Source organism: Pseudomonas sp. LH1G9 (assembly GCF_002949975.1).
GTDB lineage: Bacteria > Pseudomonadota > Gammaproteobacteria > Pseudomonadales > Pseudomonadaceae > Aquipseudomonas > Aquipseudomonas veronii.
The window spans coordinates 5,361,139-5,375,244 of sequence record NZ_CP026880.1 but is presented as its reverse complement, the minus strand read 5'-3'; the positions used below and the strand labels follow the sequence as shown (position 1 = coordinate 5,375,244).

Genomic DNA, 14,106 nt, shown 5'->3' with positions numbered 1-14,106 from the left:
CCTTATTGAACGGCTTTACGCGGCACCGAAGGATCGGCCGGCAAGGTAAAAGAACGCAGATCGATCGTCGGCGCACTGTCGGCGCCCAGGCGATGATCCAGAATCAACAGCTTGGCGTGAGCCAGGCCCTGGGTCAGCTGGCCGAGGTACTGCTCCAGCACGAAGGCTTTGCCCGCGCTGGCGTAGGCTTTTTGTTCGGCGGCAAAACGCAGGTCCGCCGCCCGGGCCCCGGCATTGACCTCGTGCGCGGTGGCCTGGGCCTGGTCGCGGACGGTGCTGGCTTGCAGCAGGGCCTGGTTGGTTTGTTCGCTGGCGGCGCCGCGTTCGCGGGAGATCAGCGCCTGGGCGCCGATCTGCGCCGCTTGCACGCCGTGGTAGGCGTTGGCGGCACCGGACGGCGGGTGGATGGCTTCGACCACCGTGGCGAGAATCTCCACGCCGCTGTCGAGTGTATGCAGGTCCGCTTGCACGGCGCGGCCGATCTCGTCGGCCAGGCCGGTGCGTTGTTCGCCGAGCAATTCGTCGAGGGTCCGCGAGGCAAAGTCATGCACGAGGATGCGGCTGGCAGTGCTGCGGATCAGGGTCGGCACATCCGCGCTGTTATAGGTGGCGGCCAGTGCAGCCTGGTCGGTCAGGCCGATACGGTAGACGAAGCGCACATCCATATTGACGATCTGGAAGCTCTGCTTGTCGCCACGGCTGCTGGCGATCACCTGGGACTTGTCGTTCACATGGCTGGCGTCCCACAACCGGTTGGCGATCAGCGGCGCCGGGCCTTCGGCCGCCGCGAGTTCCGGGCTGGCGGCTTCGCTGACGCTGGTCGCCAGCTCATGCACCACGCCGTTTTCCACGTTCAGCACGCGGCCCAGCGGCCACGGCAACCCGGCATGCAAGCCAGGGCCGAAGACTTGCACCGGTTTGCCAAAGCGCTCATAAATCCCACGGCCTTGCAGGGGCACTTCATGCACCCCCGTCAGCGCCCAGCCGACGGCCAGCACCACCAGCAGCACCGGCAGGAATGCCCGACGCATGTAGGTAAACGCCCAGATCTGGCGCAGGTCGATGCCGAAGCGATTGTGCAATTCGTGCTGCAAGGCCTGCAGCGGTTGCGGCGGCCAGCGCAGCAGCCCGGCGATAAAACTCTGCGCCATCAGGCGTGGTTCGAGACGCGGTTGGCGCGGGCTGAACAGTGACAGCGCGGCCCGTAACAGAAACTCCAGCGCGACCAGCGCCGGCAACAGCCCGACCAGCGTCGCCAGGCGCAACGGCCACACCGACCCGGCACTGGCAAACAGCAGGCAAATCGCGCTGATCACCAGGCACGCAATCGCCACCCGGCTCAGTTGCGCCAACTGCGCGGCTTCCGGCCATTGCGCGGCGGTTTCCTGGGCCAGGCGCCGCTCGAACACCAGCAGGCCAAAGGCCAATGCCAAGGCCAGCGCAGCGCCGATACTTGCGCCTTGGCCGACCGCTGCCGCGGGCAAGCCCAGGTTCCAGAACTCGACAATGCTGACCAGCGCGAACAACGACCAACCGCCGAGCCACAACACCGGCGCGCCGATCTGGGCCAGCAACCCTCTGCCGAAACGCCCTACCAGGCGCGCCTGCCAGCCAGCGGGTTCACTCTCTGCTTCGAGTAACTCAGGTGCCGACGCTTCCAGCGCCTGGGCACGCCAATCGGCCACCCACCACGCCGACTGCAACCCGGCCACCAGCACCAGCAACGCAGACGCGCAATTGATCAACACCACCGGCCAGATCGACAACGGGGCGAACAGCGCGACGAACAACGCCAGCACCCAGCCGCTGATAGCCACCGCAGTCAGGCTGATACCGGCCTGCCTCAATCGACGGGCATGGAACAGCCCTTGCTGAAAACGCGGCAGTCCTTCAACCGAAGCGCCGTCAGCTTCTAGATCCACTTGCATCCACTCATGCCCGTTCACACATAATTCGTTACGATATAACACATGGCGTGAAATTTTTGTTCGTTAAACACCGTATTCACCTGCAACACAGACCCACTGTGGGAGCGGGCTTGCTCCCGATGGCGGAGGGTCAGGTAATACATGGGTTGGCGGGGCCGCCGCCATCGCGGGCAAGCCCCCTCCCACATTTGGTCTGCATCGCGCTCCGGAACGTGACTACCCCCCATAAACACGTGCCATCACTGGTGCAGGCCACGATTAGTCGGCACACTTCAGGCCAGTTTTTCGCGGGCTTACGGACAAGGAAACGTCACTCCCATGATTTCGATCTATCAGCTCAAACCGCGTTTTCAAAACCTGCTGCGCCCCCTCGTGCAGCGCCTCTACGACAACGGCACCACCGCCAACCAGATCACTGTGCTGGCCGGGGTCATCTCCCTGCTGGTCGGCCTGCTGATCGCCGGCTTCGCCCAACACCTCTGGCTGTTCGCGCTGATCCCGCTGTGGATGATCCTGCGCATGGCCCTCAATGCCATCGACGGCATGCTCGCCCGCGAATTCGGCCAGCAGTCGCGCCTGGGCGCCTACCTCAATGAACTGTGCGACGTGATCGCCGACAGCGCGCTGATCCTGCCCTTTGCGTTGATCCCCGGCGTCAGCCTGACGCCGGTGCTGCTGGTGACCTTGCTGGCAGTGTTCAGCGAATACGCCGGGGTGCTCGGGCCGATGGTGGGCGCGTCGCGGCGCTACGACGGGCCGATGGGCAAGAGTGATCGGGCCTTCGTCCTCGGCGTGCTGGCCAGCGGCGTGGCGCTGGGCTGGCTCGGTGCCGGCTGGGTCGACACGGTGATGTGGCTGGTCGCCGCCCTGCTCGCCTACACCGTGGTCAACCGAGTGCGCCAGGGCCTCAAAGAAGAACAACACATTTCCCCTTCTGCATAAGGATTTTGCGATGCGCGAACAGCGAGAACACACCTTCAGTACCCATGATGGCGTCGAGCTTTTCTACCGGCACTGGCCCGCCACCGCCCCGGCAGGCGGCGAGCCGCGCAAGGCGATCCTGCTGTTCCATCGCGGCCATGAGCATTCGGGGCGCATTGCCCATCTGGTCGATGAACTGAACCTGCCCCATTTCGACTTCTTCGCCTGGGACGCCCGTGGCCACGGCCAATCCCCCGGCGAGCGCGGCGACAGCCCCAGCTTCGCCACCAGCGCCCGCGACGTGCAGACGTTCTGCGAACATATCGGCGCCACTTACGGCGTCGAGGCGGAAAATCTTGCAGTCATCGCCCAAAGCGTCGGCGCGGTGATCGCAGCCACCTGGGTCCACGACTACGCACCGAAAATCCGCGCCCTGGTGCTCGCCTCCCCGGCGTTCAAAGTCAAACTGTATGTGCCCTTCGCCCGGCCGGGCCTGGCGCTGATGCGCAGGTTTCGCGGCAACTTTTTCGTCAACAGTTACGTCAAGGCCAAGTTCCTCAGCCACGACCCGGAGCGCGTCGCGTCCTACGACAGCGACCCGCTGATCACCAAGGCGATTTCGGTGAATGTACTGCTCGGGCTGTACGAAGCGGCCGACCGGGTTGTCGCCGATGCCCAGGCGATCCAGGTGCCGACCCAACTGCTGATCTCCGGCTCTGACTTCGTGGTCCACCGCAAACCCCAACAACAGTTCTTCGACCGCCTTGGCAGCCTGAAAAAAGAGCTGCATATCCTCCCCGGCTTCTTCCACGACACCCTCGGCGAGCGCGACCGTGCGGTGGCCGTGAGCAGCGCCCGGCGTTTTATTCTGCAGAACTTCACGCACTCGCTGGACCGCGCCTCGCTGCTCGATGCCGACAAACTGGGCGCCACCTGTGCCGAATCCGAAGCCCTCGCCGCGCCGCTGCCGCGCAATTCCCTGCGCGACCTGTACTGGCGCCTGACCCGCGCCAGCATGGGCCTGGGCAAGAACCTGTCGGACGGCGTCAAGCTGGGCTTCGACACCGGTTTCGACTCCGGTAGCACCTTGGACTACGTGTACCGCAACACGCCCACCGGCAAAGGCGCGCTGGGGCGGATGATCGACACCCATTACCTCAACTCCATCGGCTGGCGCGGCATTCGCCAGCGCAAGCTGAACGTCGAAGAGCTGCTGCGCCTGGCCATGGCCACGCTGCGCACCGATGATCGCGAAGTGCGTATCGTCGATATCGCCGCCGGCCACGGTCGCTACATTCTCGAAGCCTTGCAGGGCGTTTCGCCGCTGCCGGAATCGATCCTGCTGCGTGACTACAGCGACATCAACGTGCGCGACGGTGGTGCGTTGATCCGCGAGAAAGGCCTGGGCGAGATTGCGCAGTTCATCAAAGCCGATGCGTTCGACCGTGCGGAGCTGGCAGCGCTGGCGCCCAAGCCGACGCTGGCGGTGGTCTCCGGGTTATATGAACTGTTTGCCGACAACGCCATGGTCGGCGGTTCGCTGGCGGGCCTGGCCGAAGCCGTGGAGCCCGGCGGTTATCTGGTCTACACCGGCCAGCCATGGCACCCGCAGTTGGAACTGATCGCCCGCGCATTGACCAGCCATCGCCAGGGCCAGGCCTGGGTGATGCGCCGGCGCAGTCAGGCGGAAATGGATCAACTGGTGCAAGCCGCCGGTTTCCGCAAGATCACCCAGCGGGTGGATGAGTGGGGCATCTTTACCGTATCCCTGGCACAGAAGATCTGAACATGCGCGAACCCGGCCTGTTAAAGCCCGCGTTCCTGTGGCTGTTGCTGTTGGCCCCGCTGTTTTTCAGCACCTACGGCTTTGCCACATGGATCACCAGCCAGCGCAGCGACGTCGGCACACTGGTGTTCGATTGGGAAACCCACATGCCGTTCTGGGCCTGGACCATCGTGCCCTACTGGACCATCGACCTGCTCTACGGTTTCTCCCTGCTGCTGCCCAACAGCCGCCATGAACTGAAGCAACATGCGCTGCGCCTGCTGAGTGCGCAGCTCATCGCCGTGAGTTGCTTCCTGATCTGGCCACTGCGCTTCACCTTCGAACGGCCGGAGCTGGATGGCGTGTTCGGCTGGCTGTTTGCCGTGCTGGCCGGTTTCGACAAACCGTTCAACCAGGCGCCGTCGCTGCATATCGCGCTGCTGGTGATCCTGTGGATCATGTACCAACGCCACACCCAGGGCGCCTGGCGCTGGCTGGTGCATGGCTGGTTCGGGTTGATCGGGGTTTCAGTGCTGACCACTTATCAACACCACTTTATCGACTTACCCACAGGTGCCCTGGCGGGTTGGCTGTGCGTGTGGCTGTGGCCGCTGGAACATCCGAGCCCGCTGCTGAATGCGCGGCTGACCCGTGATTCCACGCACTGGCGCCTGGGGTTGCGCTACGGCCTGGGCGCGCTGGGGCTGTTCATCCTCGCGCTGACTTACGGCGGGTGGTGGCTATGGCTGCTGTGGCCGGCGCTGTCCCTGGGGCTGATCATGGCGAATTACGTCGTCCTCGGCGCGCCAGGTTTCCAGAAGCGTGCCGACGGTCGACTGACCCCTGCGGCGCGCTGGCTGTATGCGCCATATCTGGCAGCGGCGTGGCTCAATTCACGGCTGTGGACGCGCACGCATCCACAGCCCGACCTGATTATGGATAACGTCTCGCTCGGTCGGCTTCCTACCGTGCGCGAGCAAGGTTCATTCAAGGCCATCGTCGATCTGTGCGCGGAATTGCCGATTAATCCACAGGGCCGTGCCTATCAATGCGTCCCCGTCCTCGACCTGATCGCGCCGACCCCCGCCGAATGCCTGCAAGCCGCGCAAGCCATCGAACGCCTGCGCGCCAGCGGCCCGGTGTTGGTGTGCTGCGCCCTTGGCTATTCGCGCAGCGCCACCGCTGTGGCGGCCTGGCTGCTGCACAGCGGGCGCGCCGCCACGGTGGATCAGGCACTGGCTATTATTCGTACAGCGCGGACCCAGGTGGTCCTGCATCCCGCTCATCGCCATGCTTTGGAGGCCTTGCCCCATGCCTGCTGATATGGAACTCCAGGTCGTCGCCAGCCTGCTGCGCCGCGGCCGCTCACTGGATCAGTTATCCACAGGCCTGACGCTGCTGGGCGTATTGTTCGGCCTGGCGCAACTGCTGATGGCCAGCATCGCGCCGATCTGCCTGCTGCTCAGCCTGTGGATGATTATCCTCGGCCTGCTGCAGAAGTATTGGGCGCTGCGCGTGGCCTTCGATGCCGACCTGTTCGCCCTGCTCGCCCGTAACACCGAACGCACCCCGGACCTCGACCAGGCCCTGCAAACCCTCGGCCTGCAGTCGCCCAAACGCGCCGGCCGACCCTGGACCGAACGCCGTCGCGGCGCCCTCAAACTGCTGCGCAAGCAAGCCTGGCTGCTGGGCGCGCAAGTGCTGTTGACCCTGGGCATGATTCTCGCCAGCCCTTGGCTACCTTTCGCCGGATAAGGAATTCCCATGTTCGAACCCGTGGTCGCCACCCTGATTACCTCGATGGCCCGCACCGTCACCGGCGCCCGCAGCCTGTGGCTGGGCTGCGCGCCGGTGCCGGTGCAACGCATCTACTTCGCCAACCACAGCAGCCACGGCGACTTCGTGTTGCTGTGGGCATCGCTGCCGCAGAACCTGCGCAAATTCACGCGCCCGGTGGCCGGCAGCGACTACTGGAACAAAAGTGCGCTGCGCCGCTACATCATCCACCGCGTGTTCAACGGCGTGTTGATCGACCGCGAGCGCAAAGACCCTGTGGATAACCCCTTGCAGCCCATGCTCGCCGCATTGGAAGGCGGCGACTCGCTGATCATCTTTCCCGAAGGCACGCGCAATCTGGAAGACGGCTTGCTGCCGTTTAAAAGCGGCCTGTATCACCTGGCAAAAAGTTACCCACAGGCCGAATTGATCCCCGTGTGGATTGCCAACCTCAACCGCGTCATGCCCAAGGGCCGCGTCCTGCCGCTGCCTCTGCTGTGTACCACCAGCTTCGGCGCGCCACTGCAATTGGAAGAAGGCGAAGACAAAGCCGCCTTCCTTGCCCGCACCCGCGATGCCCTGCTCGCCCTCGCCCCGGAGCATTCCTGAGATGGATAGCCAAACCCTGATGCTGTTCGGCGGAATCGGCGCGATCCTGGTACTCGCCTCGCTGATCGGCCTGATCCTCAAGCTGCGCACCCGTGGCACGCCGAATGCGGTGATCGACAACCTCAACGCCCGCATCAACGCCTGGTGGGTGATGGTGGTGATGATCGGCATCGCCTTCTGGCTCGGCACCGGCGCGGTGATCGTGCTGTTCTATGCCGTGTCGTTCTATGCCCTGCGTGAATTCCTCACCCTCACCCCGACCCGGCGCAGCGACTACCCGGCGCTGGTGGCCGCGTTCTACCTGGCGCTGCCGCTGCAATACCTGCTGATCTATGCCGACTGGTACGGGCTGTTCTCGATCTTCATCCCGGTGTACGTGTTCCTGCTGCTGCCGATCCTCGCCTCCCTCGGCGGCGACAGCACACACTTCCTGGAGCGCGCCTCGAAGGTGCAATGGGGCTTGATGATCGCAGTGTTCTGCGTGTCCTTCGTGCCCGCCCTGCTCACCCTCGACATCCCCGGCTATGAAGGCCGCAACCTGCTGCTGATCGCCTACCTGGTGATCGTGGTGCAACTGTCGGACGTGTTGCAGTACGTGTGCGGCAAGCTGTTCGGCAAACACAAGATCGCGCCCAACCTGTCGCCGTCGAAAACCGTCGAAGGCTTTGTCGGCGGCATCCTGCTCTCCTCGCTGATCGGCGCGGCGCTGTGGTGGACCACGCCGTTCAACCCGTGGCAGTCGTTCCTGATTGCGCTGCTGATCAACTTGCTGGGGTTTGCCGGCGGCATTGTGATGTCGGCGATCAAACGCGACCGTGGCGTGAAGGACTGGGGGCATATGATCGAGGGGCACGGCGGAATGCTCGATCGGCTGGATTCGGTGTGCTTTGCGGCGCCGATTTTCTTCCACCTCGTGCGCTACTGGTGGACCTGACCGACACCGCCCTCAAGCCCGACGAAGATCAACATGTGAGGGCGGGTTTGCTCCCGCACGCTCGGCATTGAGGTGACGTATCGACCTCATTTTTTGTCGCAAAGACGCGTGTAAGATACGCCGTATGTTGGCGCTGATGCCGAGTTGACCCAGTTGCCGAGATTTCACTGACCTAGTCTGACTCCTCGTGAATCATTGTCTGTGCTGGATTGTTGCAGCTTTAGAGATGGGACAGTCTTGCGTCGGCAATTGGGTCAATCCGGGGTCAGCATCAACATATTCAGTACACAAAGTTTTTGAACACACCTTCGGCACGAATAATAGTAAAGCGTATGTCGATGAACTCGGCTCAATTTACCCTGATTGATCTGTGTCTCGGCTACACATTACTGGAAGACCTCAACCTCAATGTTTCACTACAGAACATGACGGACCGTTAGAACCCGGTTCGTCATGCCCTTCGCGTGATGGCACACCTGCCGATCACGCGAGCATCGGGGTTACATCGTCTGCACAATGATCTGGCTTTTCAGGTCATTGACCATGCCTTCAATCGTCGGCTTCATCGCCGCGAACTCCTCGGGCGTGCACAACACGTTCGGCTTGGAGAATGCATAGTGTCGCGTGATCAGGACCGTATTGGCTTTCTTCACATAGGTTGAGCGGTAGTCGAAGCCGTTTTGTTTCATCGTGACCGCCTTGGGGAGTGCCAGAATTTTCACGTTGCCGGGAAACTCCAGTCGCGCCTCCTCAGAGATTTCACCCGACATACAGGTAGAGGTTTGCGTGCGCTCGTTTTCGGCAATGAACGAAAACACGTTCTGGGCGATGCCGCCGGCCAGGCTGGAGAGGGTACGAACTCCGGTAGGGCCGGGTAGACTCACCAGATTTTTGGTATGGCCGTTCATCGTCGACGTGAAGGTATTGGCGTTGCCTTCCAGTGAATCGTTTTCGATTACACCACTGCCGGATTGCCCGTACATACTCAAAATCTGTTGCACCAACTGATCACGGTCGGCTGGCTGCATGGCCTTGAATATGAAGCGACTGAATTCCGCCCCCCAACCTTGCGCAGCGGATGCATGGGTAAAATCGGCAGCGCCTTTGCCGTCGATCTTGAAAGACAGCGTTGTGTTCACGTTGCTTTGCTGATGGTATGGGGTATGGCCGCGTTCACCGCTCTGGGTCTGCAGCACCGGCTTGCCCAATTCCTGAATGGGCAAATAACCCGCCGCGATAGGCGTGGCAGTCGAGTCCAGATATAGGTCGAGGCTGGGCACGTAGGTAATCACGTGGTTGAGCAGGCCCAGAGTCGGCACCTTCGGCAGTACGTAGGCATTACCGAGGTTGATCAGCGCGGGCGAGCTTTCGATGGCGGCCGCGTTGAGCAAGGCTTCTAGCAAGACGACATGGTCTTTGCAGTCGCCGTAGCGATTATCCAGCACCGCCTGTGCGGCATGCGGCACTACGCCGCCCGCTCCAACGTAAACGGCCACGTAACGGATATTTTTGCGCACCCAATCGCTCAACGCCAGGGCTTTGGCGCGCGGGGTATCGAGGTTGGCAGTGAGCTCACTTGCCAGTTGCGTGATGGCTGGAGTCACGTCTACCTTTGCCCTAGCGGCGTAGGCTTGAGCAAATTGTTTGTAGTCGGTGAAGGTGGAAACGGCTAGCAATTGTCCGTAATCGGTGTAAGCCACGGAGCCTTCTTCCACGCGTTTTTTTTCACTAGCTTGCAAGTCCCAACGGTAGACGGTCCGTCCGTTAGCGGTGGTGGGGACGGATGCTTTGAACCCCCGGAAGTCGGCGTACAACTTCATCTCGGCGGGCATGTCGTAGGTGAAACTCACCTGCTCGTTGCGATAGAAGTCCGGTGAAAACAGGTCTTCGAACTGCCCAGGGAACAACGGCGTGTTGCGATAACGCTGATAGTGCATAACTATGCGATCACCCACCTGCAGCTCGGGGAATATCACCACCTTGACCCGTGAGTCTTGGAACATTGGCGCTTCAGTGGAGGCCTGCTCCTGCTGCTCCTTGATCCGGTCTGCGGCTACGACGACTTTGCGTCCATCCGGTTTCAAGGTGTAGGCGTCAACGATATCCAAGGTTTCCAGCGTGCGGTTGTAGCTTACTGAGTGCTGGGCGTTGGTTTTGATCGCGCGCTCTTCTTTGATCAACGAAACCAGCTCGACATCCAGTACGAAACTGCCGTCGGCATTCACTGCGTACGACCGGATGTTTTTTTCGTGAATCAGAGAAAGGTCGGTGTAATCGGCGCGGGCCTGCGTCATGAACAGCAGGCCGATGATCACAACCAGTGCACCGTACAGGCGCGTCGAGGGGTGCATAAAGCTTTGCATAGAGATCCTTCTGAGCGATGAGGCGCGCCGTCTTCAAGGCGGTACGCGCTTCTGGTTAAACCGCTAAATGCGAAGCGTTATTATATAGAACCGATAATGAGCTAGCTGATTTTTTGTTGTGAATTGCCCCGGGTTTCGTAGACACCTCTTTGCCTTAAACTGAGGCCAATTAGGAGGTGCCATGAGCAACCCACGTTATCCCGAAGAATTCAAAATCCAAGCGGTCAATCAAGTGACCGAAAAGAAGCTGCCTGTCGCTGATGTGGCGGCGCGTCTTGGCGTGTCGACGCATAGCTGTTGGCGCCAGCGCCGAATTGACCCAGTTGCCGAGATATCACTGACCCGGGCAGACTCCTTGCGAACCACTACTTTTACTGGATTTGTGTTGACTTGAGGGTGGGTTAATCCCACGTCAGCACGTGGGTCAATTCAGCGTTGGAGTTAACACTCAGCCCGCTGCAACAGTACACGGATGAAAGTTTGCGTGAGCGCTAACCGCCACGCCCAGGACTTATAAAGAAAAGGAATACGACCGTGAATGAAGGCGTAATCGTTCAAGGCTGGACTGTTTTCAAGGCATTTATCGCGCTCGCCTATTGTACGTTCGCGTGTGCCGGCTCGATGTCGACGGTCATGCCAATCAAGGTGGCATTGGCGGATCAGTCGGCAACCTCAACGTTCTTCGTCGAGCGCCGTTCTGGCTATACCTTCGCCCTGCTGTTTGTTTGGAAATCGGACTATCCGGGCATTAAACAGCAACGTGATCTCTGGCAAGGACGGTATCAGCGCAAAGGGATTTCCCTGCCGATTCATTTACGTATCCTCAAGGACGGTCAAGTTTTCTCCGATGAGACCATCACCACCGCAGGCGTTGATGCCGGCGAAACGATTGAATTGAGCGGGCAGCCGCGATCAGTCGGTGTTAGGACGATCAAAAACTACGAGTTGGCACCGGGACGTTACACCGTCGAAATAAGCACGGTTGCGTCAGTCGATGCCTTTAGTGAAGAGGAATGTTACGTACAGTTTGCAACCTACAACCCGAAGATTTGATCACGCCTCTATAAACTAATGAAGGGATTCAAAGTGGCTAAAGAATATACCGTCACCTACAAGGTCGCGGTGGAAACCTTTACCTTCACCAAATACGGAACCGTGGAAGGCGAAGTTATCAGTGTCTCCAACGACGCGATCGAAGACGAAAAGCGTGGGCCGATTTATAGCACCCGGGTTCGCCTGCTCAAGAACTTCATCAGCGTGCACAATAAAAAAGTAGCGCTATCCCCGGGAATGTCCGTCACGGTCGAGGTAAAGACCGATCGCCGTAAAGTTATCGATTACTTCCTCAGTCCGCTGCAGCAATACACAGATGAAAGTTTACGTGAGCGATAAAGTCGGCGGAGGAACGCTATGACCGGTGTTAAAGCCTTCTTGTACGGTATGTACGACGTGGTGGTTTTTCCATGTTGGATCGTGCTTTTTATGTGTTTGATCAGGATGAAAAAGCGGTATGCAGCACCTCTGTTCGTCTGGGGGTGCAGCCTTCCGGTCACGCTGTATTGCTACGTTGTTTACATCCTGGATGGAGGGCGGCCCTGGGTTCATTGGGCGGTAGTGGCTATCGATGTTCTTGCGTTTTCTCAATTGGGTTGGATAGGAGCGCTATTGATGACAGGCGGCTACTTGGCCAATAACGAGCGCTTTAAAAAGGCGGCGCTTTGGACTTGCGTTGTTTCCGTCGTCTCCCATGGCCTATTTCTAGTCGTCGGGCTGGTATGGCATGTGCTGTCGGAATAGACGGTAGGCGCTCAGGTGGTTGATCTTTCTATTCGTTGAGGTGTGATGTGCAAAGGACGAAAAAACTGTACCTGTTCATGATGCTCGTCCTGCTGGCGGCCGTGCTTTCGGGTTATGGCCTCTGGCTATTTTCTGAGTCGCAGAAAGTGCGTTGGGTTGTGGAACTCGTCGGCGGTGCAGAAAACCTGAGCGCTGCTGAAACCACTTTATCTGAAGGTGACGCGCTTTACATAAAGTCGCTGCATCTGTCGCCCGACGAGCAGATGTACGACCGCGTCCGCGCGTTAACTCTGTGTCAGGACATGAACGACGCGTGCCTGACCACCAGTTTGACCGTCGCCAATTTCCTGCTGATCAATACCACGGATGTACGGGCCGCGAGGAACATCGTCGAGGGATATGCGCGTTACAACATTCTGCAAGCGCAGCCGTGCCCTGCGAAGTATGAGACGTCCCAGGTCATCAAGCAGACCCAGTACCTAGCGACGTTACCCACGGTAGAGGCAAGGCGTTTGGCCGAGCAAGAATTGGAAAAGATTGAAGCTTTAGGCGGGCTGACCTTCTCGTTAAGAACTTCTGAATGTCGCCGCTATTTTGCAGCCCATCCGTCTATGGCCAGAGGTTATCTGGCGCATGTGGCGCTGCTGGTCAAAGCCGCTCAGGGCACTACTTCAGCGGCCTGGTTATATCTTTTATCCCGTCCGGGCGTTTACGCGATCATTAAGTAACCAATGCTTTGTTCGTAAGGGTACGACAAAGTCACCTACCCGATCCCAGCGATACCTGCCAGAGCTATGCAAGCTGACTCCAGCAGACGCTTACTCATGAGCTGTCAGGTTCACATATCGGTAGACCGGCTGTGTAACATCGCAAGTTCGGCAGAACAGGGAGTTGATATGGAAAACCCAGACAAACGAATCGTTATTGTCGGTGCAGGAATCGTAGGCGCGTCTCTGGCTTACCACTTGGCAGGTAAAAACGCCAAAGTCACCTTGATCGAGGCTGAATATATAGCCTCCGGCGTGACTGGGAGCTCGTTTGCATGGATCAATTCTTCACACCCCGAACCAGACCCCATTGCGCAACTGCGCGGTGCTGCAATCGGAGAATACCGCCGGCTCGAGGCGCAACTGCCTGATCTTAAGATTCGCTGGACGGGTGCCTTATCCTATAGCGCCAGGTCAAATGAAATGCCGGCTTCAGGTCACCTGAAGTCGGCACATCTCGTGTCCAGATCGCAGATTCTAGACCTTGAGCCAAATCTCAAAAGTCCCCCTCAGTATGCGTTGTATGCGACAGCAGAAGGCGCGCTGGACGCAGTGGCAGCAACCTTTGCGTTGGTCGCAGGAGCCCAGGAAAATGGGGCGGAAATTCTCACCCACACGCGCGTTCTCGGCTTTACAACCCAGGGCAAAAAAGTCACGGGGATTGAAACCGCGATGGGCATCATCAATGCCGATATTGTCGTACTGGCGGCGGGTACAGGCATCACGAAGCTGACAGATATGCTTGGAGTGTCCCTTCCTATAGAGGCCTCACCCGCCATTTTCATCCGTTACAAGTCACAACCCAACCTCGTACACACCTTGATTTCAAGCCCTGAAATGGAAGTCAGGCAAAGTTCGGACGGTGCGTTGCTGGCGGCCGAGGATTACGTGGATGACTCATTGCAAAACCAGCCAGCAGCGGTAGCACTACGAACGGCTAGAGCGATCCAGAACGAACTGCACGGGGCTGTTTCCATTGATCCGGAAATGGCCTGCGTCGGCCTCAGACCAATGCCTGAGGATGGCGTCCCCATCATCGGTTATCTGTCAAAAATCGGCGGCGTATACGTTTGCGCCATGCACCCTGGAGTTACTCTGGCGGCAGTAGTAGGTCGTCTTGTCAGCGAGGAAATTATCGAGCACAAGGCCTCCTCTGCCCTTGCCCCCTGTCGGCCCGATCGATTCTTCCAAGAGTAGGTGGCCTGATCGCGGATCGGCGCTCTTATTCTTCAAGTATCAGCCTAGT

The 14,106-nt window shown here is 59.6% G+C and carries 12 protein-coding genes and 2 pseudogenes; 12 read left to right on the top strand and 2 right to left on the bottom strand.

The genetic code is table 11. The annotated features are described in order from the left end of the window. Positions 1-2: 2 nt before the first annotated feature. Complete coding sequence (hflK, locus tag C5F70_RS24760; protein ID WP_104904216.1) at positions 3-1,928, bottom strand: protease modulator HflK; 1,926 nt, start codon at positions 1,926-1,928, stop codon at positions 3-5. A gap of 318 nt (positions 1,929-2,246) precedes the next feature. Here hflK and C5F70_RS24755 point away from each other — a divergent pair, with 318 nt between their 5' ends. The 6 genes from C5F70_RS24755 to C5F70_RS24730 are packed head-to-tail and all read left to right on the top strand — an operon-like array spanning position 2,247 to position 7,933. Beyond that, the gene (locus C5F70_RS24755; protein ID WP_104904215.1) at positions 2,247-2,870 is read left to right on the top strand and encodes a CDP-alcohol phosphatidyltransferase family protein; all 624 of its coding nucleotides are present in this window, start codon (positions 2,247-2,249) and stop codon (positions 2,868-2,870) included. Between the two features lie 10 nt (positions 2,871-2,880). Beyond that, positions 2,881-4,635, top strand: a complete 1,755-nt coding sequence (locus C5F70_RS24750; protein WP_104904214.1) for a bifunctional alpha/beta hydrolase/class I SAM-dependent methyltransferase — start codon at positions 2,881-2,883, stop codon at positions 4,633-4,635. A 2-nt stretch (positions 4,636-4,637) separates the two neighbouring features. Beyond that, positions 4,638-5,936 (top strand): phosphatase PAP2/dual specificity phosphatase family protein, encoded by a 1,299-nt coding sequence (locus tag C5F70_RS24745; RefSeq protein ID WP_104904213.1) that lies wholly within the window; start codon positions 4,638-4,640, stop codon positions 5,934-5,936. Next, positions 5,926-6,369, top strand: a complete 444-nt coding sequence (locus tag C5F70_RS24740; protein WP_104904212.1) for a hypothetical protein — start codon at positions 5,926-5,928, stop codon at positions 6,367-6,369. Before C5F70_RS24745 ends, C5F70_RS24740 begins: the two co-directional genes overlap by 11 nt. Before the next feature lie 9 nt (positions 6,370-6,378). Continuing rightward, positions 6,379-6,999: a 1-acyl-sn-glycerol-3-phosphate acyltransferase gene (locus tag C5F70_RS24735; protein WP_046484323.1), complete on the top strand. Its 621-nt coding sequence runs from the start codon at positions 6,379-6,381 to the stop codon at positions 6,997-6,999. Between the two features lies 1 nt (position 7,000). Continuing rightward, a complete protein-coding gene (locus C5F70_RS24730) occupies positions 7,001-7,933 on the top strand; it encodes a phosphatidate cytidylyltransferase (RefSeq protein WP_017850067.1) in 933 nt (310 codons plus the stop codon). 500 nt (positions 7,934-8,433) lie between these two features. Here the strand turns inward: C5F70_RS24730 and C5F70_RS24725 are convergent, their stop codons facing one another. Further along, complete coding sequence (locus C5F70_RS24725) at positions 8,434-10,296, bottom strand: DUF3857 and transglutaminase domain-containing protein (RefSeq protein WP_104904211.1); 1,863 nt, start codon at positions 10,294-10,296, stop codon at positions 8,434-8,436. Positions 10,297-10,477: 181 nt separating this feature from the next. Between C5F70_RS24725 and C5F70_RS24720 the strand changes: the two are divergent. From C5F70_RS24720 to C5F70_RS24695, 6 genes and pseudogenes are all read left to right on the top strand, one after another. After that, positions 10,478-10,597, top strand: a pseudogene (locus C5F70_RS24720) (transposase); the annotation flags it as partial. Between the two features lie 233 nt (positions 10,598-10,830). After that, on the top strand, positions 10,831-11,349 hold the full coding sequence (locus C5F70_RS24715; RefSeq protein WP_104904210.1) for a DUF5625 family protein: 519 nt from the start codon (positions 10,831-10,833) through the stop codon (positions 11,347-11,349). A gap of 63 nt (positions 11,350-11,412) precedes the next feature. Then, a pseudogene (locus tag C5F70_RS24710) lies at positions 11,413-11,688 on the top strand (hemolysin secretion protein D); the annotation flags it as partial. A gap of 18 nt (positions 11,689-11,706) precedes the next feature. Beyond that, positions 11,707-12,093 carry a hypothetical protein gene (locus C5F70_RS24705; protein ID WP_104904209.1) on the top strand — a complete coding sequence of 129 codons (387 nt, stop codon included), beginning with the start codon at positions 11,707-11,709 and terminating at the stop codon, positions 12,091-12,093. 77 nt (positions 12,094-12,170) lie between these two features. Then, positions 12,171-12,821 carry a hypothetical protein gene (locus tag C5F70_RS24700; RefSeq protein ID WP_158683888.1) on the top strand — a complete coding sequence of 217 codons (651 nt, stop codon included), beginning with the start codon at positions 12,171-12,173 and terminating at the stop codon, positions 12,819-12,821. A gap of 168 nt (positions 12,822-12,989) precedes the next feature. Continuing rightward, complete coding sequence (locus C5F70_RS24695; RefSeq protein ID WP_104904207.1) at positions 12,990-14,057, top strand: FAD-binding oxidoreductase; 1,068 nt, start codon at positions 12,990-12,992, stop codon at positions 14,055-14,057. The last annotated feature ends 49 nt before the right edge of the window (positions 14,058-14,106 follow it).

Bases quoted from the DNA above. Each gene is read 5' to 3' on its own strand.
- hflK (WP_104904216.1), bottom strand. From the start codon at position 1,928: ATGCAAGTGGATCTAGAAGCTGACGGCGCTTCGGTTGAAGGACTGCCG.
- C5F70_RS24755 (WP_104904215.1), top strand. From the start codon at position 2,247: ATGATTTCGATCTATCAGCTCAAACCGCGTTTTCAAAACCTGCTGCGC.
- C5F70_RS24750 (WP_104904214.1), top strand. From the start codon at position 2,881: ATGCGCGAACAGCGAGAACACACCTTCAGTACCCATGATGGCGTCGAG.
- C5F70_RS24745 (WP_104904213.1), top strand. From the start codon at position 4,638: ATGCGCGAACCCGGCCTGTTAAAGCCCGCGTTCCTGTGGCTGTTGCTG.
- C5F70_RS24740 (WP_104904212.1), top strand. From the start codon at position 5,926: ATGCCTGCTGATATGGAACTCCAGGTCGTCGCCAGCCTGCTGCGCCGC.
- C5F70_RS24735 (WP_046484323.1), top strand. From the start codon at position 6,379: ATGTTCGAACCCGTGGTCGCCACCCTGATTACCTCGATGGCCCGCACC.
- C5F70_RS24730 (WP_017850067.1), top strand. From the start codon at position 7,001: ATGGATAGCCAAACCCTGATGCTGTTCGGCGGAATCGGCGCGATCCTG.
- C5F70_RS24725 (WP_104904211.1), bottom strand. From the start codon at position 10,296: ATGCAAAGCTTTATGCACCCCTCGACGCGCCTGTACGGTGCACTGGTT.
- C5F70_RS24705 (WP_104904209.1), top strand. From the start codon at position 11,707: ATGACCGGTGTTAAAGCCTTCTTGTACGGTATGTACGACGTGGTGGTT.
- C5F70_RS24700 (WP_158683888.1), top strand. From the start codon at position 12,171: ATGATGCTCGTCCTGCTGGCGGCCGTGCTTTCGGGTTATGGCCTCTGG.
- C5F70_RS24695 (WP_104904207.1), top strand. From the start codon at position 12,990: ATGGAAAACCCAGACAAACGAATCGTTATTGTCGGTGCAGGAATCGTA.